Raw genomic sequence first — 24,426 nt, 5'->3', positions numbered from 1 at the left:
GTGCGGACGATCTTCGAAACTTGTCTCCCACCCGGAGTGTCAAGGGAGGACGAAGATGGACCTGAGCAGATCATGGACCGGCCAGGCAGCCTAAGATGACCGCATGACCGAGACGGCGAAGCGACGTCCCGGCCCCCGGATCGAAGAGGTCGCGAGGGTCGCCGGGGTGTCGAAGTCGACCGTCTCGCGCGTGATCAACGATGAGCAGTACGTCAGCGCGAAGGCCCGCGAGGCCGTCCACGCCGCCATCGCGCAGCTGGGCTACTCCCCCAACCAGGCGGCACGGGCCCTCGCCGGCAACCGCGCGAACGCGATCGCCCTCGTGGTCTCCGAACCGACCGGCCGCGTGCTGGCCGACCCGTTCTTCGCCGGTGTCCTGCGCGGCGTCCACTCCGAACTGGCCGGCCGGCACATGCAGCTGCTGCTGATGATGAGCCAGCCGACCGACACGAGCGACCTGGTGACGTACCTGAGCAGCGGCCACGTCGACGGGGCGTTGCTGGTCAGCCTGCACGGCGAGGACCCGCTGGTGCCGATGCTCGCCGAGATCGGCCTGCCGGTGGTCTCCGGTGGACGGCCGCTCGGCGCGACCGTCCCGTTCGTCGACGCCGACAACTTCACCGGCGCGCTGGAGGCGGCGCGGCACCTGGCGTCGTTGGGGCGCAAGCGGATCGCCACCGTCGCCGGGCCGAAGGACATGGCCGTGGGAGCGGATCGGCTGAGCGGCTTCAAGCGCGGCCTGAGCGAGGCCAGGCTGTCCTCGAACCTGGTGGCGCACGGCGATTTCACGCCCGAGAGCGGTGCACGGGCGATGGAACGTCTGCTGCGCAAGGCACCGGACCTCGACGCGGTGTTCGTCGCCGCGGACATCATGGCGCTCGGCGCGCTGCAGGTGCTGCACGCGCAGGGCAAGCGCATTCCCGAGGACGTCGCGGTGGTCGGGTTCGACGACTCGGTGTTCGCCGCGACCGCCACGCCGCCGCTCACGACGATCCGGCAGGACGTCGAGGAGCTGGGCCGCACGATGACGTGGCGACTGCTCGCGGAGCTTGCCGGTGAGGCCGGGCTGCCGCCGTCGCTGCTGTTGCCGACGTCGCTGGTCCGCCGCGCCAGCGCCTGACTCCGGCGCAACTCCCTTACATCGGTGGTCGCCCACGGTCCGTGACCGACTTCGGCCACTTTTCACTCTTTCGGCACACCTGGCAGCACTGTCGGTAACACCTCGTGCGAGTCCTCGATGGTCAGGCGTACCCACCCACCTCCGAGGGAGTTGCGACAGTGATCGAGAACTCGGCTGCCGGTCTGGTGATGGTCCCCGGTGAGGTGACGGTGACCGTCACCGGCGAACAGCACCACCAGGACGTCCTGGCGCGGTACGCCGTCCCGGACGGCGTCACGCGGCACGTGGCCGTCCACCTGACGTGGTGCACGATCGCCGCCGGGAAGCACCGGGGGCAGCGCGGGATCGAGGTGCGGCTCGACGGGCAGCGCGTCGGCGAGCTGACCGCCCTGATGTCGCGGCGGTACGCGCCCGTGCTGATGCACGTGGAGTCCGGGGGCGGGTCGACGGGCAGTGCCGCGTTCGTCCAGCTCGGCGACAACGGGTTGCTGCAGATCTTCCTGCGGATGCCGCGGCAGGTCCCCCAGGGCGCCGTCGTCCCCGTGGCGGCGCGGCGCAGGTGGGTGGCGCCGGTGGCGATCACCGCTGCCGGCCTGCTCGCGTTCTTCTTCGCGATCGGCGTCATCGGGGCGGTGGTCGGCGGTTCGCCCGACAAGGGCAGCGCGGCCACTCTCACGACGACCGTCTCACCGACGACGACCACGACCACCACCGTGCCGACCAGCACCACGACGACGACCACGACTACAACCACCACCACGACTACGACCACGACGACCACCACTCCCGCCGCGGTCGCCCAGCCGAAGCCCCAGCCACAACCCCAGCCGCAGCCGCAGCCGCAACCCCAGCCGAAGCCCCAGCCCCAGCCGGCGCCGCAGCCCGCGCCCAAGCCCTCGTGCGACCCGAACTACAGCGGTTGCGTGCCGATCGCGTCCGACGTGGACTGCGCCGGCGGCAGCGGCAACGGGCCCGCGTACGTGTCAGGCCCGATCCGCGTCATCGGCTCGGACATCTACGGCCTGGACCACGACAAGGACGGCGTCGCCTGCGAGTGACCTCTTGGTCGAACGCGACCTACCCCCTACGACGGGTCCCCGTGCTGGGCGAAGAGGCCGTGGGCGCGTTCGACCGCGCCCACGGCCTGGCCTGCCGGAGTGGTACCGGTCGTTCGACGAGTTCTTCTAGGCGCGCTCGTAGGGCGTCTTCTCGCCCGCCTCGACGCTGAACGGCAGGTGGTTGCCCGCGGGCGGCAGCGGGCAGGTGGCGAAGTCGGTGAACGCGCACGGCAGGTTCGTCGCGCGGTTGAAGTCGAGCACCACCTTGCCGTCGCGCGGGGTGGCGGCGATCTGCCGGTTCGCCGCGTACGTGGTGACGCCGCTGGTCTCGTCGGTGAACAGGATGCTCAATCCACCGTTGTGGCCGTTGAACGCCGTGAGTGTGTGTTCGGCGCCGTTGTAGCTGAACCGCACACGACCCGGCGCCTCGTAGACGTGGCTGAGGCCTTCGACCACCGCGCCGACCGTCGTCGGGACGGGGGCGTCGAACGGCTCGTACTCGCCCTCCAGCACCCACTTCTCCCGCGGCTCGTAGGCGGGCACGCCCCTGAAGTTCCCGAGCACCTCGGCCTTTGGGTCGTGGACGCGGATCAGGTACCCGCCGCGGCGGGCGATCTCGATCTCCACGTCGCCTGCCTCGACGCGGGTGCCGGCACCGCTCTGGACGAGTTCGAAGCGCTGGGTCTCGCCGTCGTGGCGCCAGTAGGCGGCGTCGTCGTCTTGCCACCACTCGCCCGGTAGGCCGTCATAGGCGCGTGGAGTCGTCTCCAGCCAGTCGAGAGAGACCAGCGCGAGCCACCCGTACGGGTCGGCCAGGCTCTTCTCCCGTTCCGTCTTCCAGGTCTGCCAGTCCTCTGCGAAGCTCATGTCCTCGTCAACGGACGGCGCGCCGCATCGCTTCCCCGTTCCACGGAGTGGGAGACGAGGGCGTGGCCGAGTTCCGTCCTCGCGTACACGACGCTGCGGCCGTGGCGTTGCGAGGCCAGCAGACCGGCGTCGCGCAACGCCCGCAGGTGCTGGTTCACCGCCGAGGTCGTGACGCCGTGGAGGCGCGCGAGACCGGTGGACGAGTGCGGTCGCGCCAGCGCGGTCAGCAGGTCCGCGCGCACCTGGCCGAGCACCGCGGCGAGCGCGGCGGGGCCCGCGCGCCGCCCGGTCTCCCAGAGCGTGCCGGCCCCGCGGGCGGCGTAGATCAGCAACGGGGGCGCTCCGGGGTCGACGGGCACCGCCGTGCGCCGGGCGAACGCGCTGGGCACGAGGGTGAGTCCCCGTCCCCCGGCCCGCACGACCCGGTCGACACCGGCGATCCGCACCTCCACGGCGGGGCCCGGGAAGCTGATCCGGTCGGAGATGCCGCCGAGCATCGTGGCGAGTCCGTGCCGGGCCATCTCACGGCCTCGGTGGGCGATGTCGGCTTCCAGCACCGCGCGCACCCGGTCCCAGTGGCCGGCCAGCGCGACCTCCCAATAGGTCTCCAGCGCGCCGAACACCCGTTCACGGTCACGCAGGACGGCGGGCACGTCTCCGAACAACGCGCGGAAGTCGCGCCTCATCGCTCGCGTGGAGATCTCGCGGAGTGCGGCGAACTCGTCCTCGATCCGGGTGAACGGCGTCAGCGGGCGCGGACTGAGGAAGTCCGGCGTCCAGCCGCGGGAGGTGGACAGCGCCAGCAGGACCTCGGCGTCCACGTCGCGGATCCCGCGCACCCACGGCAGGTGCAGCGGGTACTTGGCGGGGTCCTTGAGCACGCGCAGGCTGAGGGTGAGCTCGCTGAGCGGCGAGACGGCGAACCGCAGGCCGACCAGGTCGGCCTCGTCCAGCACGAACTCGATCATGTAGCACAACGCTACATCAGTTCCGCACCCGCCGGGCCGGCCCGCAGGCTGGGCACCCATGTGGACCGACATGCGACTGGCGTTGGGGATCGTCCGCGAGGCGGCCCGGGTGGCGGAGCGGGAGTTCGCCGGGCGCCGCTTCCGGGTGTGGCGCAAGGCAGACGGCAGCGAGGTCACCTCGGCCGACCTCGCGGTGGAGGACCTGGTGCGGCGGTTGCTCGCGGAGGCGGTGCCCGAGGACGGTGTCGCGGGAGAGGAACGTCCCGAGCGCGCGGGCACCTCGGGCCGCCGGTGGCTGGTCGACCCGATCAGCGGCACGGCGGGCTTCGTGGCCGGGCGGCCGGAGTACTCGGTGGACCTGGCGCTGGAAGGAGCGCTGGCCGTCTCCGCCCTTCCGTCGCTGGGCGTCACGATGGCCGCCGGCCGGGGGATCGGGTGCCGGATCTTCCGCGGTGGCCGAGAAGAGATCGCCCGAGTATCCACAAGGGACGAAGTGAACGGTGCGCGTGTGTGCTTGCACGGCAAGAAGAAACCCTTGCTGCCGCAGTGCGTCGTCGTCGGCAGCAGAGTCCCGGTGCTCAGGCTGATCAGCGGCGAGGTGGACGCCGTCATGGCGGCGGGCGCCGGACTGGACGAGTTCGACCTGGCGTGCCTGCCGGTGCTCGTGGAGGAGGCGGGCGGCCGGGTGACCGTGGTGGAGGAGGACGTCGTGCTGGCCACCAACGGTGCCCTGCACGACGTCCTCCTCCCGTTGCTGGTCGCGCGTCCTGGTGTCGAACCAGGCACCCCGGGCTCATGAGGCCCAGGTGATCGCCGGATCCCGCGCGCTGGAGTGACCGACCGGACTCGCACCGGCTTCGACCAGGACCACAACCTGGCGCCTCGACTGCTTCGGCTTCGGTCACGGCTGCCCGTCGAGGGTTCGAACCTCGATCTCCGCGTTCAGAGCGCGGTGTCCGTGCCAATTGGACCAACGGGCATCAAAAAAGCCGCCTCGTCGCGATGGCGACGGGACGGCTCCCGGGACATGAGTTCACCTCATGCCGAGGAGCACCAGTCGTGCTGATGGCGCATCTGTTGCATCACGGCTGGCTCCTTCCTCCGGTTCGTCGCGATCACTCTGACGGATGGTGTCCGGGCGGCGCAACGCAATTTCGACCCTTGCAAAAGTTTGCAGGCTAAGGTGGTCTGCTCCAGGAATCTTCAAGCGGACTTGCGGAAAACTTTTGCAACGTCTTTCCTGGACCGCTGACACACCCCATCGGAAGGCATGGACATGTCCCAGGACTGGTGGCGACACGCCGTCATCTACCAGGTCTACGTGCGCAGCTTCGCCGACTCGAACGGCGACGGCGTCGGTGACCTGCCCGGCATCCGCTCGCGCCTGCCCCACCTGCGCGACCTGGGCGTCGACGCGGTCTGGATCACCCCGTTCTACGCGTCGCCGATGGCGGACGGCGGCTACGACGTCGCGGACTACCGCGCCGTGGACCCCCAGTTCGGCGACTTGGACGACGTGCGCGCGTTGGTCGACGACGCGCACTCGCTCGGCATCCGCGTGATCGTCGACATCGTGCCGAACCACAGCTCCGACCAGCACGTCTGGTTCCAGGAGGCGCTGGCCGGCCGCAACCGCGAGCGCTACGTCTTCCGGGAGGGTGTCGGCGACCAGCCGCCGAACGACTGGGAGTCGGTCTTCGGCGGGCCCGCCTGGACGCGGGTGGAGGACGGGTCCTGGTACCTGCACCTGTTCGCGCCGGAGCAGCCCGACCTCAACTGGGAGCTCCCGGAGGTGCGCGCGGAGTTCCGCGACGTGCTGCGGTTCTGGCTCGACCTGGGTGTCGACGGGTTCCGGGTGGACGTGGCGCACGGGATGGTCAAGGCGCCGGGGCTGCCCGACATCGGGCACGCCGACCAGCTCAAGCTGCTGGGCACCGAGCCGCTGCCGTTCTTCGACCAGGACGGTGTGCACGAGATCCACCGCGAGTGGCGCGAAATCGTCGACTCGTACGAGGGGCAGCGTGTGCTCGTGGCGGAGGCGTGGACGCCTTCTGCCGAACGGACGGCCATGTACCTGCGTCCCGACGAGATGCACCAGGCGTTCAACTTCCACTACCTCACGGCGGAGTGGGAGTCCGGGGCGTTGCGGTCGGTCATCGACGCGTCGCTCGCGGCGGTGGCTCCTGTCGGAGCACCGACCACGTGGGTGCTGTCGAACCACGACGTGCAACGGCACGTGACGCGCTACGGCGGCGGCGAGACCGGTGTGCGGCGTGCGCGCGCCGCGCTGGCGTTGATGCTGGCGCTGCCTGGCTCGGTGTACCTGTACCAGGGCGAGGAACTCGGTCTGCCCGAGGTGCTGGACCTGCCGGACGAGGTGCTGCAGGACCCGATGTGGGAGCGGTCCGGGCACACCGAGCGCGGTCGTGACGGCTGCCGCGTGCCGCTGCCGTGGACCGCTACCGGGCCGTCGCTCGGGTTCGGCACGGGCGGGTCGTGGCTGCCGCAGCCCGCGGACTGGGCGAAGCTCAGCGTGGAGACGCAGTCGAGCGACCAGGACTCGATGTTGTCCTTCTACCGCACCGCTTTGCGCGTGCGCCGCGAGAACCCGGCCACGGGCGTGGACATCACGTGGGTCGACGGTCCGGCGGACGTGCTGTGGTTCGAGCGGGACGGCGTCGCGTGCGCGGTGAACCTGTCGGGCTCGGTCGTCGAGCTGCCGGATCCCGGGTCGGTGCTGCTGGCGTCGTCGTACTACGGGGTGCGCGACGGGCAGCTGCTCCTCCCGCCGGACACCGCGCTGTGGTGGAAACTGTGACCTGCGGTTTCGCTTGATCGACCAAAACTGTCGGACCCCCTGGGTACCGTCCGTGGACATCAGCTCCGGACCGGACTCAGGGGGTTTCGCAGTGCGCAGGTGGGAGCTCGTCGCCGCTGGCTCGGCCAAGTTCTGGGAGGTCGGCCTGACCGGCGCCGTGGCCACCGTCCGGTTCGGACGGCTGGGGGCGGCCGGCCAGACCCGGGTCGAGCAGCTGGCGTCCGATGCCGCCGCCGAGGCGCACGTCGCGAAACTGGTGGCGGAGAAGGAGAAGGAGGGCTACCGCCCCGTCGCCGCCTCCGAGGCCCCTCCCGCCGGGACTCCTCGCGACGAGGACACGTGGGTGATGCCCGCGGCCTGGCTGAGAGACGTGGTGCGCCGCCGCGGCCTCGAGCCGTTGCCCAAGTTCAAGCTCGATTCCCGTCGTGCACGGGAGTTGCGCGACTGGGTGGCCTCGGACCACCCGGTGATCGCCGAGGTGCTGGAGAACCCGAGGACCGATCGCGGCCTCGCGCAGGCCTTGCGCGATCAGCTCGCGAGCGGACCGAGCCCGCTCGGTGCGGCGGCGCTCACGAGCGTGGCTTCCCTGCACAAGGCGACGGTCCACTGGTTGATCGCGGAACACGGTCTGCCGTTCGCGGCCGCGGCGGTCGCACACCGCACCGCCCTGTTCCTCGGCCGCGCGCGGCCCGACCCGGGCAGCTGGGTCCAGAAGGCCTACCTGCAGCCGTTCCCCGACCACCGCGTGTACCTCGACCACGCGGACGCCGCGAACCTGGTCCTGGTCCGATCGGCCCTCGCCGTCGCGGACGCCGAGACCCACGCCGCCGCCGTCGAGGCTCTGGAGGAGGCCGGCGCCACCCAGGCCGGCCAGATGGCCCGCGCCTTCCTCGCACCTTCGAGGCACGACTGGTTCGAGGAGGCGCAGGCCCACTCGCGCGCCAGGGGCGAGAACTGGCTCACCCTGTGCGCGGTGAGCACGCTGGACCAGTTCGCCCGCCTCGAGCACCGCGGGGTGACCTGGTCGCCGGTCGCCCTGCACACCGCGCTGCACGCGCTGGGGCCCGCGATCGCGCCGTTCCTCGCCGAGGAGCTCGACGAGGCGGGGCTCGACGCCGACCGCCGCAGGTCCGGGCTGGCGGTGCTCGCCGCCCTGCCGACGGACGAGGCGTTCACGCTCCTGCTGGACCGCGCGCGGGAGAAGTACGTGCTGCCTCCGCTGCTGTCCGCGATGGAGGCGTTCCCGCGGCGGGCGGCCCGGCTGCTGGCCGCCCGCGCCGCCGAGCCGCAGGCGCTGTCGCTGCTCCGGGCGCACCTGGAGGCGCATCCCGACCTGGTGGTGCCGCCGGAAGCGGCGGCACTGGTCGCCGGGGCGAACTCCCGGCGCGTTCCGGAAGCACCGGCCTCCGCGCTGCCCGGCGTCCTGGCCGACCCGCCGTGGACGCGCAGCGGCCCCCGGCCCGAGCCGGTCGTGCTGGAGGGCCTGCCCGTGCCGGCGCCGGGCGAGTCCTGGCTGCCGGGCGAGCGCGAGGAGTGGCTGGCACTCCCGTCGTACCACAACGGGACCGACACGCCCGAGTACTGGGCCGACCTGGCCGAGTGGATCAGCTCCACCGGCCGCCCCTGCGGCCACGCCCTGTTCGAGGCGGGGCCCGAGGACCTCGCGCGGTCGGTGATCGCGAAGTGGGTGCCGGACGACAGCTGGGACGGTGAGCGCTGGGGCAGGCGCGTCAGCGCCCGGTTCGGGCTGGACGCCGTCGCGCCGCTGCTGCACCTGGCCGCGAGCAGTCCGCACGGGTCCGGCTTCGTCCTCCTCCCGTACGCCACGACCGAGGTGGCGGCGTTGATGGCGGACTGGCTGGTGCGCCTCAAGGCGGCCCGCTCGACCGCGCTGTCCTGGCTGGAGCGCCACCGCGAGACCGCCGCCCGCCTCCTGCTGCCCGCGGCGCTGGGCGTGGCCGGTCCCGAGCGCCACAACGCCGAAGCCGCTCTGCGCCACCTGCACCTGGAGCTCGGTGTCGACGTCGTCGCCGTCGCGACCTCCGTCAGCGAGAAGGCGGGCGCCGCGGTCCGCACGCTGGTCGAGGTCGACCCGCTCGACGTGCTGCCCGCGAAGCTGCCGGAGATCGGCAGTTGGGCGGACACGCGCCTGCTGCCCCAGGTGCTGCTCGAGGACCGGGCCACCGCCCTGTCGGCCCGAGCCGCGACGAACCTCCTCACGACCGCCGCACTGTCCAAACCGGACACCGTTTACGCGGGCCTGCCGGTCGCCGCGCGGGCGTGCGACCCGGTCTCGCTCGCGGAGTTCGCCTGGGCGGTCTTCGAGCGCTGGCAGTCCGTGGGAGCCCCGGCCGGCGACGGCTGGGCGCTGACGGCCCTCGGCCGGTTCGGCGACGACGAGACCGTGCGCCGCCTCGCACCGCTCATCCGGGCCTGGCCGGGCGAGAACGCGCACGCCAAGGCGGTGACGGGCCTCGACGTGCTCGCCCAGATCGGCACCGGGACCGCGCTCACCCACCTCAACGGCATCGCGGAACGCGTGAAGTTCAAGGCTCTCAAGGCCCGCGCGCAGGAGAAGGTCGCCGCGATCGCCGCGACCCTGAGCCTGTCCCGCGACCAGCTGTCCGACCGCCTGGTTCCCCGCCTCGGCCTCGACGACGCCGCCACCCTGGTGGTCGACTACGGCCCCCGCCGGTTCACGGTCGGCTTCGACGAGCAGCTCAAGCCGTACGTCCTCGACCCGGACGGCAAGCGCCGCAAAGACCTCCCCAAGCCCGGCGCCAAGGACGACCCGGTCCTGGCACCGGCCGAGCACAAGCGCTTCGCGGACTTGAAGAAGGCCGTCCGCACCATCGCGTCCGACCAGATCCACCGGCTGGAAGCGGCGATGATCACCCAGCGCACCTGGACCGCCGCGGAGTTCCACGAGGTCCTGGTGTCCCACCCCCTGCTCAGGCACGTGGTCCGGCGCCTGGTGTGGATCACCGACGCGGGCAGGTCCTTCCGCCTGGCCGAAGACCTGACCCTCGCCGACGCGAACGACGACGAGTTCACGCTGCCCGGCTCCGCCACCGTCCGCGTCGCCCACCCGGTCGACCTGGCCGGCGAACTGACCGCCTGGGGCCAGGTGTTCGCGGACTACGAGATCCTGCAGTCCTTCCCCCAGCTCGGCCGCCCGGTCCACGCCTTCGCACCGGGCGAGGACCTCGTCCCGCAGCTGCAGGGGTACGTGGGCCGCAAAGCCCCCGTCGGCAGGCTCCTCGGTCTCACCCAGCGCGGCTGGGTCCGGGGCGAACCGCAGGACGCCGGCGTGGAGTGCTGGATGACCCGCCCGCTCCCCGCCGGTGGTGCCCTGGTCGCCTGCCTCGACCCCGGCATCGCGGTGGGCGCCGTGGACGTCTTCCCCGAGATCGCGTTCAGCTCCCTGTGGTTCTCCGCCACCGGCCGTGGCGCCTGGGTCGCTCCGCGTGACGGCGGACCGACCACGTTCGAAGTGGACCCGGTGACCGCCTCCGAACTCCTCTCGGAACTCGAGTCACTGCACGCGTGACGCGGGAACGGCTGACGCGCGGAGCGCGTCAGACCGGCAAGCACGATCAACAACGTCAGTACCGGAGCAGGGAGCAGTCAGTGCGCAGGTGGGAGCTCGTCTCGGGCGGCTCGGCGAAGTTCTGGGAGATCGAGCAGGACGGCGTCGCGGTGACCGTCCGCTTCGGACGGCTCGACACCCACGGCCAGACCAAGACCAAGGACCTCGCCTCCGCAGAGGCCGCGCGGGCGCACGTGGCGAAGCTGGTGGCTGAGAAGGAGAAGAAGGGCTACCGCCCCGTCACCAACGGCTCGGAGGCGGCCTCCACCGGTTCAGCCGCTGCCTCCACCGCCGCTGCCACGGCGACCGCAGCCGGCGACCCGCAGGCGGCGGGTTCCGCCCCGCACCCGGCCGCTCCCCCTTCCGCGGCCTCCCCGGCCGCACCCTCCGCTCCCGCGGCGTCCTCCACGGCTGCGGCCTCCTCCGAAACCTCCCCCCTCACCACCTCCTCCACCTCCTCGGCCGCTGCCACCTCCCTCGCGACCTCCGCGGCCACGACCTCTCCGGCTGCTGCCGCCGCCATCCCGGTCCCCGCCTCCCCCACCGCGAAACCCGCGCCCACCCCCGTCGACGAAGACACCTGGGTCATGCCCAAGGCCTGGCTGCGCGACGTCATCCGGCAGCGCGGCTTCCACCCCGCCCCGGAGTTCTCCGTCGACGAAGCCTCGGCCGAGGAGGCCCGGCGCCGAACGGCCGAGCTCGGCACCACCGTCGAGGCCGTCCTGTCCGAGCCGTCGTCCGACCCGGACCTGGTGCGGGCGGCGCGCGAGCACCTCGCCGGCCGGACCAGTCCCGTCGGTGCGGCGGCGGTCGCGGCGATCACCGAGTGCGGCGAGCAGTCCGTGCACGCCTGGATCGCCGACCACGGCGTGGTGTTCGCGATGGAGGCCGCGATCGGGTTCACCAGGCTGGTCTGCGCACCGGAGTGGTTCCCGCGCGAGAGCAGGTACGGCAACAGGATGCTGGAAAGCCGCGTCGGCTACTTCCACATCACCCTCGACAACGTCGAGGGCAAGATGCTCAAGGCGGTCCGCTACGCGCTGGCCGTGGCCGGCGACGCCGAGCGCGCTGCGGCGGAAGCCTCGCTGACGGAGCTGGACGCGCTGCAGGACGCCAACGCGAAACTGGTGCGGGCGTTCCTGATGCCGGGCCGGCCCGACTGGTTCGAGGACGCCAGCGCGACGTCGAACTCGCGCACGCGCTGGTGGATCCTCCCGTGCAGCGCCAGCACGCTCGACGAGTTCCGGGCAGTGCAGTCGTCGCTGCCCAACAAGGGCTTCCTCCTCAACACGGCGCTCTACGTGCTGGGGCCGTCCATCGTGCCGTTGCTCGCGGACGCGCTCGACCGCGACTACCAGCTCGCGGACCGCCGCAAGCAGGTGCTCAAGGTGCTCGCCGCGATCCCCACGGACGAGGCGTTCACCGTGGCGCTCGACCGGCTCGACGCCAAGTACGTGCGTCCGACGCTGCTGAGCATGATGGCGGCGTTCCCGGCGCGGGCGGCGAGGTTGCTCGGCGAACGCGCCGGTGACAACCCGGAGCTGCGGCAGCTGCTCAGCGTGCACCTCAAGACGTACCCGCACCTGGAGACACCCGAGGGCTTCGTCGAGGTCGAGACCGCCGAGGCGCCGGAGGCTCCCGCCGAGGCGCTGCCGCCGCTGCTGGTCGCGCCGCCGTGGGTCCACCGCAAGCCGCCGGTGAAGGCCGTGGTGGTACCGGACCTGCCCCCGCCCCCGTCGTCGCTCGTGTGGGAGCCGGGCGAGCGGGAGGACTGGCTGCAGCCCGGGCAGTGGGACATCCGCCAGACGTGGCAGGAACTCCTGGAGGAGCACCGGGCGGGCCGGATCGGGTGGCGCATGCGGTACCTGCTCGCGCTCGCGCCCGAGGAGGTGGCGCGGCCGCTGTTCGCGAGCTGGGACGCGAGGCAACTGGGCTGGAGCTTCGAGTCGACGGGCAAGATGCTGGCCGCGCGGTTCGGGTTCGACGCGCTGCCGTTGCTGCTGCGCATCGTCGACTTGAGCTCGAACTCCGCGGCGATCCTGCTGCCGTTCGCCACGCCCGAGGTGGCCGCGGCGATGGCGGACTGGCTAGTCCGGCTCAAGCAGGTGCGCAAGGTCGCGCTGGCGTGGCTCGGCCGGCACCGCGAGACGGCCGCACGCCTGCTCATCCCGGCCGCGCTGGGCAAGCCCGGCGCTCCGCGGCGCAACGCGGAGGCCGCCCTGCGGCACCTGCACGGTCTCGGTGTCGACGTGCCCGCGCTCGCCCCGACCCCCGAGGCTGCCGCGGCACTGCGGACGTTCCTCGCCGTCGACCCCGTCGAGGTCCTCCCCGCCAGGCTGCCCGCCGTCGGCGACTGGGCGGACACCCGCTTGCTGCCGCAGGTCCTGCTCGCCGACCGAAGGCACGCCCTCTCGGCGGAGGCGGCGAAGCACCTGCTGATGACCGCCGCGCTGTCGAAGCCGGGCGACGTCTACGCCGGCCTGTCGCTGGTCCGCGAGTCGCTCGACCGGGCTTCGCTGGCGGAGTTCGCGTGGGCGGTCTTCCAGCGCTGGCAGGAGATCGGCGCACCGTCGAAGGAGAGCTGGGCCCTCAACGCGCTCGGCTGGTTCGGCGACGACTCGACGGTCCGCGCGCTGTCGCCGCTGATCCGCGTGTGGCCCGGCGAGAGCCAGCACGCCAGGGCGGTCTCGGCCCTGGATGTCCTCGCGGACATCGGCTCGGAGGTCGCGCTGTCGCACCTCAACAGCATCGCCGAGAAGGTGAAGTTCAAGGGCCTCAAGACGAAGGCGCAGGAGAAGGTCGCCCAGATCGCCGCCGAGCTCGGCCTCTCGCGCGACCAGCTGGCCGATCGCTTGGTCCCCCGCCTCGGTCTCGACGACGCGGCGAGCCTGGTGATCGACTACGGCGAGCGGAAGTTCACCGTCGGCTTCGACGAACAGCTCAAGCCGTACGTGCTCGACCCCGACGGCAAGCGCCGCAAGGACCTCCCCAAGCCCGGAGCCAAGGACGACCAGGACCTGGCACCGTTGGAGCACAAGCGTTTCATGGCGTTGAAGAAGGACGTGCGCACCATCGCGTCCGACCAGATCCACCGCCTCGAACGCGCCATGGTCGACCAGCGCACCTGGACGGCCGAGGAGTTCCACACGGTGCTCGCGGGCCACCCGCTGCTCTGGCACATCGTCCGCCGGCTCGTGTGGATCACGAACGAGGGCGCCTCCTTCCGCCTGGCGGAAGACCGCACGCTCGCCGACGCGAACGACGACGAGTTCACCCTGCCCGAGTCCGCCACCGTCCGCGTGGCGCACCCGGTGGACATCCGGGCCGAACTGGAGGCCTGGGGTGAGGTGTTCGCGGACTACGAGATCCTCCAGCCGTTCCCGCAGCTGGGCCGCCCGCTGCACGTCGTGCCGCAGGGCGAGGACCTCCTGCCGCACCTGGAGAAGTACCTCGAGGTCATGCTCCCGGTCGGCAAGCTCCTCAGCCTCACCAAGAAGGGCTGGAACCGCGGCGAACCGCAGGACGGCGGCGTCGAGTGCTGGATGACCCGCCCGCTGCCCTCCGGCGGCGCCCTGGTCGCCTCGCTGGACCCCGGCATCGCGGCGGGCGCGATCGACATCTTCCCCGAGGTCAAGTTCACCGAGCTGTGGTTCTCCGCCAGCGGTCAGGGCTACTGGTCGTCCCAGCACGACGCGCGGACCACCCTCCTCGCGGACTCGATCACGGCCTCGGAGCTCGTGTCCGAACTGGAGTCGCTGCACTCGTGACACCGCGAACCCAGGGGGTCTGAGCTGCGCCGCCCGGCGGCCTCAAGAAATTGTCAGACCCCCTGGGTAGCGTCCGTTCCAGACCAACTCCCTTGTGTGGCCCCAGCAGGAGGTACAGCAGTGCGCAGGTGGGAACTCGTCGCGGACGGCTCCGCGAAGTTCTGGGAGATCGAGCAGGACGGCGCGGCGGTGACCGTCCGGTTCGGACGGCTGGGCACTGCCGGCCAGGTCAAGTCGAAGGAGCTGGCCTCGGTCGAGGCCGCCACCGCGCACGTCGCGAAGCTGGTGGCGGAGAAGGAGAAGAAGGGCTACCAGCCGGAGGGCACCGCCGAGCCGGCGGGGGCGACGTCCGCCGCCACCTCCGCCCAGGGAATCGCCGCCGCGGGACCCGGTGCCGCGCAGGGACCCGGCGCCGGAACCGCCGTACCGGCAACGGACTTACGGCAGTCTGGCACCGCCGAGCCCGCCAACCGGCAGTCGGGCGTCGTGCACTCCGCCGACCGGCAGCCCGCCACCGCCGAGCCCACTGACCGGCAGCCCGGCGTCGTGCACTCCGCTGACTGGCAGCCCGGCGTCGCCCAATCCGCCGACCGGCAGCCCGCCGATTTCGCCGACCGGCAGGCCACCGCCACCGGCACCGCCACCCCGCAGCCGGGCACCACCGAGCAGCCCGCCGCAGCCCACCTCGCCGGGCAGAAGGCCGCCGCTTCCACCACCATGCAGCCCGCCGCCGCCTCCCTCAGTCGGCAGGGGGCCGCCACCGCGGCCACCACCCAGCCTGCCGCCACCCCCACCCTCGCCACCCCCGCTCCCGCCACCCCCGTCGCTCCCGCGCCCGCCCCGGTCGACGAGGACACCTGGGTGATCCCCAAGGCCTGGGCCCGCGACGCCGTGCGCCAGCGCGGCTTCGACCCGGCCCCGGACTTCACCCTCGACCCCGCGAAGGCCGACCAGGCCCGCCGCCGGATCACCGAGAAGGCGGAAGCCCTCGAGACCGCCTTCCAGGCCAAGGGCTCGGATCCCGAACTGGTGGGCGCCGCCCGCGCCTTCCTCGAAGGCAGGCCGACGCCCGTCGGCGCGGCGGCGATCGCGGCGGTCACGGAGCAGGGCGTCCCGGCGGTGCACGCCTGGATCGCCGACCACGGCCTCGCGTTCGCGGCCACGGCGGTGGTCGAGCTCATGGGCCTCACGCACTCCGACCAGTGGCACCAGAAGCGCGGCAACTGGACCGGCGTCTGCCTGCAACGCGTCAAGAGCTTCCGCACGTCGATCGGCGACCCGGAGGGCCTGATGCTGACGGCCGTCCGGTACGCGATCGCCGTGGCGAGCCCCGAGGAGCGCGCGGCTGCCGAGAGTGCGCTGGAGGAGCTCGGCGGGTCGGACATCGAGGTCGAGGTCCGGTCGTTCCTGCTGCCGGAGCGGGCGGACTGGTTCGACGAGACCTGCCGGCAGAACTTCACGCAGAGCCGGTGGTGGATGCTGCCGAGCAGCGCGCGGTCGGTCGAGGACTTCCGGAAGGCCGACGAGGCGCTCACGACGTCGGCGTTCGTGCTCTACACAGCCGTGTACGCGCTGGGGCCGGACATCGCGCCGTTGCTCGCCGAAGAGCTCGACTTCGACAGCTACCACCAGCGGACCGGTGGGCGCAAGCAGGCGTTGAACGTTCTCGCGGCGTTGCCGACCGACGAGGCGTTCACCATCCTGCTCGACCGCGTGGACGAGAAGTACGTGCAGCCCGCCGTCGTGGCGGCGATGGCGGCGTTCCCGTCGCGGGCGGCGCGGTTGCTGTCCGAGCGGGTGTCGGCGAGCGAGAGCGCGCGTCAGCTGTTGCACGCACATCTGCTGTCCAACCCGCAGGTCTCCGTGTCGGACGAGGTCGCGGCGGTGCTCGCCGAGTCCGGGCTGGTGATCGTGCCGGACGCGAGCCCGGAGCAGTTGCCGCCGTTGCTGGCCTCGCCGCCGTGGCTGAACCGCAAGAAGCCGGTGAAGCCCGTGGTGCTCGCGGACCTCCCGGTGCCGGCGCCCGATGTCAGCTGGTTGCCCGGCGAGCGCGAGGAGTGGCTGGAGGCGGGCGCGGCCTGGCGGGATGGCCACCAGGATTGGCGCCGGCTGCTCAAGGACTACGAGGCCGGCCGGATCGGCTACTACGACAACGACCTGTTCCTCCTCGCCCCCGACGACGCGGTGCGGCACCTGCTCGCGGACTGGGAACCGCGCTACAGCTACGGCGTCGAGGAGTGGGGCAGGAACATCGCCGCGCGGTTCGGTCTGGATGCCGTGCGCGCGTTGCTCCGGCACGTGCAGTCGGCTCCGGCGGGGACGGGTGTGGTGCTGCTGCCGTTCGCGACCGCCGAGGTGGCGGCGCAGATGGCCGACTGGTTCGCGCGCACCAAGCAGCCGCGCCGCTGGGGCGTCGAGTGGATGGCCCGGCACCGCGAGCAGGCCGCCCGGCTGCTGATCCCCGCGGCGGCGGGCAAGACCGGCGTTCCCCGCCGCAACGCCGAGGCGGCCTTGCGGCACCTGCACAACAACGTCGGTGTCGACGTGGCGGCGATCGCACGGGAGTGCGGGGCCGAGGCCGCGATCGACCTCGTGCTGTCGGTCGACCCGGTCGACGTGCTGCCCGCGAAGCTGCCGGCCATCGGCCTGTGGGCGGACACCCGGTTGCTGCCGCAGGTCCTGCTGCGCGACCGCAGGCACGCGCTGCCCGCCGCGACCGCCGCGCACCTGCTGATGACGGCCGCGCTGTCCAAGCCGGGTGAGCTCTACGCGGGGCTGCCGATCGTGCGCGAGGCGCTCGACAGGCACTCGCTGGCGGCGTTCGCGTGGGCGGTCTTCCAGGCGTGGGAGCGGGCCGGTGCGCCGTCGAAGGAGAGCTGGGCGCTGAGCGCGCTCGGCTGGTTCGGCGACGACTCGACGGTGCGGGCGCTGTCGCCGCTGATCCGCGTCTGGCCGGGGCAGAGCCAGCACGCCAGGGCGGTCGCCGGGCTCGACGTGCTCGCCGACATCGGCACCGAGGTCGCCCTGTCGCACCTCAACAGCATCGCGGAGAAGGTGCCCTTCAAGGGCCTCAAGACCAAGGCGCAGGAGAAGGTCGCCCAGATCGCGGCCGAGCTCGGGCTCTCGCGCGACCAGCTGTCGGACCGGCTGGTGCCGCGTCTGGGCCTCGACGACGCCGCGACGCTCGTCATCGACTACGGCTCCCGCCGGTTCACGGTCGGCTTCGACGAGCAGCTCAAGCCGTACGTCCTCGACCCCGACGGCAAGCGCCGCAAGGACCTCCCCAAGCCGGGCGCCAAGGACGACCAGGACCTGGCACCGTTGGAGCACAAGAGGTTCATGGCGTTGAAAAAGGACGTGCGCACCATCGCGTCCGACCAGATCCAGCGGCTCGAACGCGCCATGGTCAACCAGCGGACGTGGAGCGCCGAGGAGTTCCACACGGTTCTCGTGGCACATCCGCTGCTGTGGCACGTGGTCCGCCGTCTGGTCTGGGTCACCGACGAGGGCGAGTCGTTCCGCCTGGCCGAAGACCGCACGCTCGCCAACGCCGAGGACGACGCGTTCACGCTGCCCGAGGACGCGGTCGTGCGCGTGGCGCACCCGGTCGACCTCCGGGAGACGGCGGCGGCGTGGGGCGAGATCTTCGCCGACTACGAGATCCTCCAGCCGTTCCCGCAGACGGGCCGCCCGGTCCACCTCCCGGCGCCGGGCGAGGATCCGCTGCCCCGGCTGAAGAAGTACTGCGGCACCCCGTACCCGATCGGCAAGATCCTCGGCCTGACCAAGAAGGGCTGGGTGCGCGGCGCACCGCAGGACGCGGGCGTCGAGTGCTGGATCACCCGGCCGTTCCCCACCGGCGGTGCGCTCGTCGCCTCGCTCGACCCCGGCATCGCGGTGGGTGCCGTGGACGTCTTCCCCGAGGTCGGGTTCAGCGACATGTGGTTCTCCCCCAACGGTCACGGCACGTGGTCCGCGCCCGCGAACGCCCCCACCACCCACCCGATCGACCCGATCACGCTCTCCGAGCTCCTCTCCGAACTGGAGTCCCTGCGGTCATGACCAGCACCCAGACGATGCAGCGCCCACCCGCCGAGGTGCGCTTCGCCGACGAGCTCGCGCGGCTGCGCGACACCGACACCGCGCCCAGGCCGCCGGGCTGGGCGCTCAGCCTCGACGCCGCGCGCCGGTTCGTCGTGGGCGACGAGAGCCGGGGCATCAGCAAGAAGTTCGTGGGCGATCCGTCCCTCGTGGACAGGGCGCTGGTCACGCTCGCGACGAGCCGCGGCCTGATGCTCGTCGGTGAGCCCGGCACGGCGAAGTCGTTGCTGTCCGAGATGATCGCGGCGGCGGTCTGCGGCGAGTCGACGCTGACCATCCAGGGCGGCGCGGCCACCACCGAGGACCAGATCAAGTACTCGTGGAACTACGCGCTGCTGGTCTCGGAGGGCCCGTCACCGCGTTCGCTCGTGCCGGCGCCGATGCTGCGGGGCATGGCCGAGGGCAAGATCGTGCGGTTCGAGGAGATCACGCGCTGCCCGCTGGAGGTCCAGGACTGCATGCTGTCGATGCTGTCCGACCGCGTGATGGCGATCGGTGAGCTGAACGGCCCGGACGGCATGGTGTTCGCGCAGGACGGGTTCAACGTGATCGCCACGGCGAACACGAGGGACCGCGGTGTGAACGAGATGAGCGCGGCGCTCAAGCGGCGCTTCAACTTCGAGACGGTGTTCCCGATCGCCGACTTCGACACCGAGCTCGCGCTCGTCGAGCAGGAGGCGGCGAAGCTGCTGGCGAAGTCCGGCGTGGAGCTCGCGCCGAAGCGGGACGTGCTCGAGGTGCTGGTGCAGACGTTCCGCGACCTGCGCGAAGGCACCGACCGGCTGACCACCGTCATGAGCACGGCCGAGGCGGTGTCCGTGGCGCACGCCGTCGGCCTGCGGGGCTGGTTCCTGCGCGGCGAGGTCGGTTCGGCCGCAGACGTCGTCGAGTGCCTGGCGGGCACGGCGGCGAAGGACAACGCGGAGGACCTGGCGCGGCTGCGGCGGTACCTGGAGCAGCACGCGTCGCGGCGCAAGGGCAAGCAGTGGCAGGAGCTGCACCGCGCCCGTCACCTGCTGCCCGGCTGATGGGGGCCGTGTTCGTCGGCGTCCGGCACCACAGCCCCGCCTGTGCCCGGCTGGTCGCCGCCACCATCGCCGAGCAGCAGCCCGCGTACGTGCTCATCGAGGGTCCCGCCGACTTCAACGAGCGCATCGACGAGCTGCTGCTGGGGCACGAGCTGCCCGTCGCGCTGTTCAGCTACTCCGACCAGCACGCGTCGTGGTCGCCGTTCTGCGACTACTCGCCGGAGTGGGTGGCGATCACCGAGGGCCGCCGCTGCGGCGCGGAGGTCAGGTTCATCGACCTGCCCGCGTGGCACGAGGCGTTCCGGGACGTGAGCAACAGGTACGCCGACGCCGAGCTGCGCTACACCGAGGTCGTCGAGAGGTTGTGCGCGGAGTTCTCCGTCGACAACGTCGACGTGCTCTGGGACCACCTCTTCGAGTCCCAGGACGAGCCGGAGGGCATGGCCGAGTACTTCGACCTGCTGCGCGGCACGGCGACGGCGGACGAGGGCGACTCGGCGCGCGAGGAGTACATGGCGCGCTGGGTGCGGGCGGCGGTGCGCGACGCGGGTGACAGACCCGTCGTCGTGGTCACCGGTGGCTTCCACACCGCGGCGCTCAAGGCGAAGCTCGACGGCAGCACGGAATGGCCGGACGTGCCCGAGCGTGAGAGAGGTGCGAGCTATCTCGTGCCGTATTCGCACGCACGGCTGGACGCGTTCACCGGCTACCAGTCGGGCATGCCGTCCCCCGGCTACTACCAGCAGGTGTGGGAGACCGGGGCACGGCGGGCAGCGGACTGGCTCGTCGAGTCCGTGGCCACGAGGCTGCGCAAGCGGCAGCAGCCGGTGTCGACCGCGGACCTCATCGCGGCCCACACCCAGGCCGGTGCGCTGGCGCGGTTGCGCGGACACCGGAACCTGGCGCGCACGGACGTCCTCGACGGCCTGACCAGCGCGTTGATCTCCGAGGACCTGACGCAGCCGCCACCGTGGACGCGGCGCGGCACGCTGCAGCCCGGCGCGCACCCGGCCCTGGTCGAGATGCTCGGCGCGCTGCGGGGCGACAAGGCAGGGCGGCTGCACCCGAGCACACCGGCCCCTCCCCTGGTCCACGCGGTGCAGGAACTGCTGAGCACGCACGGGCTCGACCACGAGGGCAAGATCGCGCTCGACCTCACCGACGCGGCGGCGCTGGAGCGCAGCAGGATCCTGCACCGGCTGAGAGTGCTGCGGATCCCCGGCTTCGAACGCACGAGCGGCCCGTCCGAGGGCGCCCAGCCGCAACTGGACGAGCAGTGGACGCTGCGGCCCGTCGAGGAACGGCTGGCAGCGCTGATCGAAGCGGCCGAGAACGGTGCCACGCTGGAGGAGGCGGCCGGGGTGGCGCTGGAACGCCGGTCGCGGGACGCGCGGCTCGACGGCCTGGCCTCGATCCTGTTCGACGCCGTGCTGTGCGGCATCTCGACGTTGTCCGGCAAGGTCAAGGCCTCGCTCAACGAGGGCGTGCGGGAAACCGGCGACCTGGCGGCGCTGGGCCAGGTGCTCGGCGGCGTGCTGGGGCTGTGGCGGCACGACAGGCTGTTCGGCACGAGGAAGGACGCCCTGCTGGGCTCGGTGATCGACGCCGGCACCGCGCGGGTGCTGTGGCTGGTCGAGGGCCTGCACGGCGGCCCGGCGCCGGCGGATCCGCAGCGGCTCAAGGCGATGGCGGCGACCAGGGACGCGGTGCTGCACGCCGGGGCCGCGCTGTCGCTGGACCCGGCGGACGTCACGGGCGTGGCGACGCGCGTGAGCAACGACGTGCAGGCACCACCGGACCTGAGGGGTGCGGCGCTCGGCCTCGCCTGGGCGCTGGGCACGCAGCCGGACGTGCGCAAGATCCGCGGCGTCGAGGCGCTCGGCGACTGGCTCGCCGGGCTGTTCGCGGTCGCGCGCGAGGAGGTGCTCGCGAGCCCCGACCTGGTCGGGGTCCTCGACGAACTGGTCAGCGCGATGACCGAGGACGAGTTCCTGGTGGCGCTGCCCGCGTTGCGGCTCGCGTTCAGCTACTTCCCGCCCAGGGAAAGGGAGACCATCGCGGCGACGGTCCTCGCGCACCGCGGTGTCAGGGGCAACGCGAGAGACGTCACCCGCCTCACCGCCGATCCGGTGCTCGTGGCGGAGGCGATGGCGGTGGAGAAGCGCGTGGACGCGTTGCTGGTGAAGGGCGGCCTGGCATGACGGACCTGGAACGCTGGCGGCTGATCCTCGGCGAGCCCGCCTCGCGCTGCACCGGAGGGTTGCAGGCGGAGGCGGCACGCCGCGACGCCGCGCTGCAGTGGCTCTACGGCCGCGATCCCGAGCTGGCCGAACGCGGCGTGCGCAAGGGCGGCAGCGAGGACTCGGTGCTGCAGACCGTCGACTGGCTGGACGAGGTGCACACCCTCTTCCCGCGGGAGACGATCGAACGGCTGGAGCGCGACGCCGTCGAGCGCTACGAGATCACCGACGTGGTCACGGATCCCGAAGTGCTGCAACGGATCGAGCCGAACCCGGCGCTGCTGCGCGCGGTGCTGCGGACCAAGCACCTGATGAACCCTGCCGTCCTCGCGATGGCGCGCAAGATCGTCGAGGCGGTGGTCCGGCAGCTGATGGAGAAGCTGAAGACCGAGGTGCGCACGGCGTTCAGCGGCACGAGGTCGCGGCGGCCGAGCATCCACCGCAACTCGCGCAACTTCGACTTCCGGTCGACGATCAGGGCGAACCTCCAGCGCTACCAGCCGGAGGAGCGCAGGCTCTCCATCGAGCACGCGAAGTTCGTCTCGCGCACCAAGAGGAACCTGGAGCAGTGGCAGGTCGTGCTGCTGGTGGACCAGTCGGGCTCGATGACGAGCTCGGTGATCCACTCGGCGGTCACAGCGGCTTGCCTGTGGGGTCTGCCGGGCCTCAAGACGCACCTCGTCGCGTTCGACACCAACGTCGTCGACCTGACGTCCGACGTGACCGACCCGGTCGAGCTGCTGATGAAGGTGCAGCTCGGTGGCGGCACGGACATCGCCAGGGCGGTGACCTACGGAGCCGGGCTCGTCGACAACCCCCGCCGGTCGATCGTCGCCATCATCAGCGACTTCTACGAGGGCGGCGACGACGCGCAGCTGGTGCGCACCGTCAAGGGCCTGTGCGAGCAGGGCACCCACGTGCTCTGCCTGGCGGCGCTCGACGAGGAGGCGAACCCGGACTACGACCGGGTGCTGGGCCAGCGCCTCGCGAACGTCGGCGCCCACGTCGGCGCGATGACCCCCGGAGAACTCGCGGAGTTCGTTGCGGAGAAGCTCAGGTGACCCGACCCGACCTGCTGGCCCTCACCCCGGACGCGCTGGCCGCCCTCGCCAACCGCGGCCTCGTGAAACGCGCCGCCAAGGAGCTGGACGCCGGCGTCGTCCCGGCGCTCGCCACCGATCCGGCCGGTGCCGTCCAGGGCGAGTTCCCCGACGGCACCACGACGACGCTGCCGCCGAACACCGCCCTGGACGCCGCCCGGTGCAGCTGCGGCGCCACGGGCGTCTGCCGGCACCGCATCGCCGTGGTCCTCGCCTACCAGCGCACGCAGGAGGCCACCGCGCCCACCGAGCTGTGGTCGCCGGGCGTGGTGACGGACGACGACCTGGTGGCGTTGATGGGCGAACGCACGCTGCGCCGGGCCCGCCGGGCGCACCAGGCGGGCTACCGCGCCAAGCTGCGCCGCCCGACCGCGGAAGACCAGACGGCGCAGGCGGAACTGCCGACGTGCACGGTCACGTTCCTCGTGCCCGGCGACCTCTCCTACGTCCACACCGACGCGGTGAACCGCGACGAGGCGCTGGCACTGGCCGTGTGGGCGTTCCGGGAAGCCGACGCCCAGGGCACCGACACCGTCGACGTGGGCGGATCTCCCACCACCGCGACGGACCTGACCGCCGTCACCGACCTGCTCGACCAGCTGCTGCTGGACGGCGCCACCAACGCGAGCGAGGTGCTGGACGTGGCGTGGCAGCGCCTGCACCGCGACCTGACCGCGCAACGGCTGCACTGGCCGGCCGCCGTGATCACCGACGTGCTCGCGCAGCTGACGGCCTACCGCGGGCGCAGTGCCGACTACGAGGCGGAACGCTTCGCGGCCCTGCTCACCGAGCTGCACGCCCGCACCACCGCCGTCGGTCCGCGCGCCGAGGTGCTCGGCCCGGACGAACCGGCGGAGACGCCGCTGCGCCGCGTCCGCCTCACGGCGCTGGGCGCCCGGATGCGCTCGGAGTCCACGATGGACGTCTACTTCGCCTCGGGTGACGTGGTGCTGGTGCAGCGCGACACGGCCCTGCGCACCGGTCAGCGGCTGGCGGCGTCGAACGTCGTGTCCGAGTCGGCGACGCGCAGCGCGAGCCGGGCGGTGGCGTTGAAGACGAGCCGCGTGGCCAAGACCTCCCTCACGCCGGTCGGCACGGCGTGGAACGACCTCCCGCAGGCCCTGGTGGTCGACGACTACGAGGCGACGGCCGCGCACCTGGCCGCCCTGCCGCCGCGCCAGGTCCGCGCGAGGGTCGAGGCGGAACTGGTCCGCGCGGTCCGCATCACGGAGGTGTCCGGCGTGGCCTACGACCCGGCCGCGCAACGCCTCACCGCCACGCTCCACGGCCCCACCGGTGCGACGTGCCTGCTCGAAGCAACGCACCGGGCCACCGCACCGCACTCGCTGGACGCGTTGGCGGCGGCACTGCGCGCCGGCCCGACGATGATCACCGGCAGCGTCCGGCGGCACCGCGGCACGCTGGTGGTCGACCCGCTGGCCGTGCGGACCGAGGCGGGCGTGGTCGTGCTGGACGTGGCGACGGGCACGACCCCGCAGCCGCTGCCGCCGGGCTCGGCGACGGCCGATCCGCTGAGCGCCGCCGTGGACAGCGCGCTGACCGTCCTGGCCGAGGCGTCACACCGGGGCCTCGACCACCTGACGGGCAGCCTGCTGGCCCGCGTGCGGGAAGTGGGCGCACACCTGCGGACCGCGGGTCTGCGCACGGCGGCGGCCACCGTCACCGCGTTCGCCGAGTCCCCGTCGGCACCGACGTGGCTCGCGGCGAACCTGCGGCTCCTGGTGACCGCCGACGCCCGCTGAGGCCCGC

Annotated in this window: 13 protein-coding genes and 1 tRNA gene; 11 read left to right on the top strand and 3 right to left on the bottom strand. The window is 72.3% G+C overall.

Translation table 11 applies throughout. The features are described 5' to 3' along the window. The first annotated feature begins 103 nt into the window (after window positions 1-103). Together L6E10_RS26835 and L6E10_RS26830 are read left to right on the top strand one after the other, a co-directional pair. A complete protein-coding gene (locus L6E10_RS26835; RefSeq protein WP_236222582.1) occupies window positions 104-1,120 on the top strand; it encodes a LacI family DNA-binding transcriptional regulator in 1,017 nt (338 codons plus the stop codon). A 158-nt stretch (window positions 1,121-1,278) separates the two neighbouring features. After that, entirely contained in the window at window positions 1,279-2,178 is a 900-nt protein-coding gene (locus L6E10_RS26830) for a hypothetical protein (RefSeq protein WP_236222581.1), read from the top strand. Window positions 2,179-2,304: 126 nt separating this feature from the next. Here L6E10_RS26830 and L6E10_RS26825 read toward each other — a convergent pair whose 3' ends face one another. Then, complete coding sequence (locus L6E10_RS26825) at window positions 2,305-3,045, bottom strand: DUF1684 domain-containing protein (RefSeq protein WP_236222579.1); 741 nt, start codon at window positions 3,043-3,045, stop codon at window positions 2,305-2,307. Beyond that, the gene (locus L6E10_RS26820) at window positions 3,042-4,013 is read right to left on the bottom strand and encodes a DUF5937 family protein (RefSeq protein WP_236222577.1); all 972 of its coding nucleotides are present in this window, start codon (window positions 4,011-4,013) and stop codon (window positions 3,042-3,044) included. Before L6E10_RS26820 ends, L6E10_RS26825 begins: the two co-directional genes overlap by 4 nt. A 58-nt stretch (window positions 4,014-4,071) precedes the next feature. Between L6E10_RS26820 and L6E10_RS26815 the strand changes: the two genes are divergently transcribed. Further along, window positions 4,072-4,812, top strand: coding sequence for an inositol monophosphatase family protein (locus L6E10_RS26815; RefSeq protein WP_236222576.1), 741 nt, complete (start codon window positions 4,072-4,074; stop codon window positions 4,810-4,812). 108 nt (window positions 4,813-4,920) lie between these two features. Here L6E10_RS26815 and L6E10_RS26810 read toward each other — a convergent pair. Next, window positions 4,921-4,993: transfer RNA gene (locus L6E10_RS26810), tRNA-Gln, on the bottom strand. Window positions 4,994-5,289: 296 nt separating this feature from the next. On the opposite strand from L6E10_RS26810, the gene L6E10_RS26805 reads away from it, so the two are divergent. The 8 genes from L6E10_RS26805 (at window position 5,290) to L6E10_RS26770 (ending at window position 24,419) form a co-directional block, all read left to right on the top strand. Then, window positions 5,290-6,831, top strand: a complete 1,542-nt coding sequence (locus tag L6E10_RS26805) for a glycoside hydrolase family 13 protein (RefSeq protein ID WP_236222709.1) — start codon at window positions 5,290-5,292, stop codon at window positions 6,829-6,831. A gap of 91 nt (window positions 6,832-6,922) precedes the next feature. Next, window positions 6,923-10,381, top strand: a complete 3,459-nt coding sequence (locus L6E10_RS26800) for a DUF4132 domain-containing protein (protein WP_236222575.1) — start codon at window positions 6,923-6,925, stop codon at window positions 10,379-10,381. Between the two features lie 80 nt (window positions 10,382-10,461). After that, window positions 10,462-14,187 (top strand): DUF4132 domain-containing protein, encoded by a 3,726-nt coding sequence (locus L6E10_RS26795; RefSeq protein WP_236222573.1) that lies wholly within the window; start codon window positions 10,462-10,464, stop codon window positions 14,185-14,187. Between the two features lie 120 nt (window positions 14,188-14,307). Continuing rightward, window positions 14,308-18,249, top strand: coding sequence for a WGR and DUF4132 domain-containing protein (locus L6E10_RS26790; protein WP_236222571.1), 3,942 nt, complete (start codon window positions 14,308-14,310; stop codon window positions 18,247-18,249). Beyond that, entirely contained in the window at window positions 18,246-19,316 is a 1,071-nt protein-coding gene (locus L6E10_RS26785; RefSeq protein ID WP_236222569.1) for an AAA family ATPase, read from the top strand. The genes L6E10_RS26790 and L6E10_RS26785 overlap by 4 nt, the downstream gene beginning before the upstream one ends. Beyond that, window positions 19,316-21,517 carry a DUF5682 family protein gene (locus tag L6E10_RS26780; RefSeq protein ID WP_236222567.1) on the top strand — a complete coding sequence of 734 codons (2,202 nt, stop codon included), beginning with the start codon at window positions 19,316-19,318 and terminating at the stop codon, window positions 21,515-21,517. Before L6E10_RS26785 ends, L6E10_RS26780 begins: the two co-directional genes overlap by 1 nt. After that, window positions 21,514-22,617 (top strand): VWA domain-containing protein, encoded by a 1,104-nt coding sequence (locus L6E10_RS26775; protein ID WP_236222566.1) that lies wholly within the window; start codon window positions 21,514-21,516, stop codon window positions 22,615-22,617. Before L6E10_RS26780 ends, L6E10_RS26775 begins: the two co-directional genes overlap by 4 nt. Next, a complete protein-coding gene (locus L6E10_RS26770; RefSeq protein ID WP_236222564.1) occupies window positions 22,614-24,419 on the top strand; it encodes a hypothetical protein in 1,806 nt (601 codons plus the stop codon). The genes L6E10_RS26775 and L6E10_RS26770 overlap by 4 nt, the downstream gene beginning before the upstream one ends. The last annotated feature ends 7 nt before the right edge of the window (window positions 24,420-24,426 follow it).

The sequence above is a fragment of the Lentzea sp. CC55 genome, from assembly GCF_021056325.1.
GTDB lineage: Bacteria > Actinomycetota > Actinomycetes > Mycobacteriales > Pseudonocardiaceae > Lentzea > Lentzea jiangxiensis.
The sequence above is the reverse complement of the archived record's forward strand: the minus strand, read 5'-3'. Positions and strand labels throughout refer to the sequence as shown.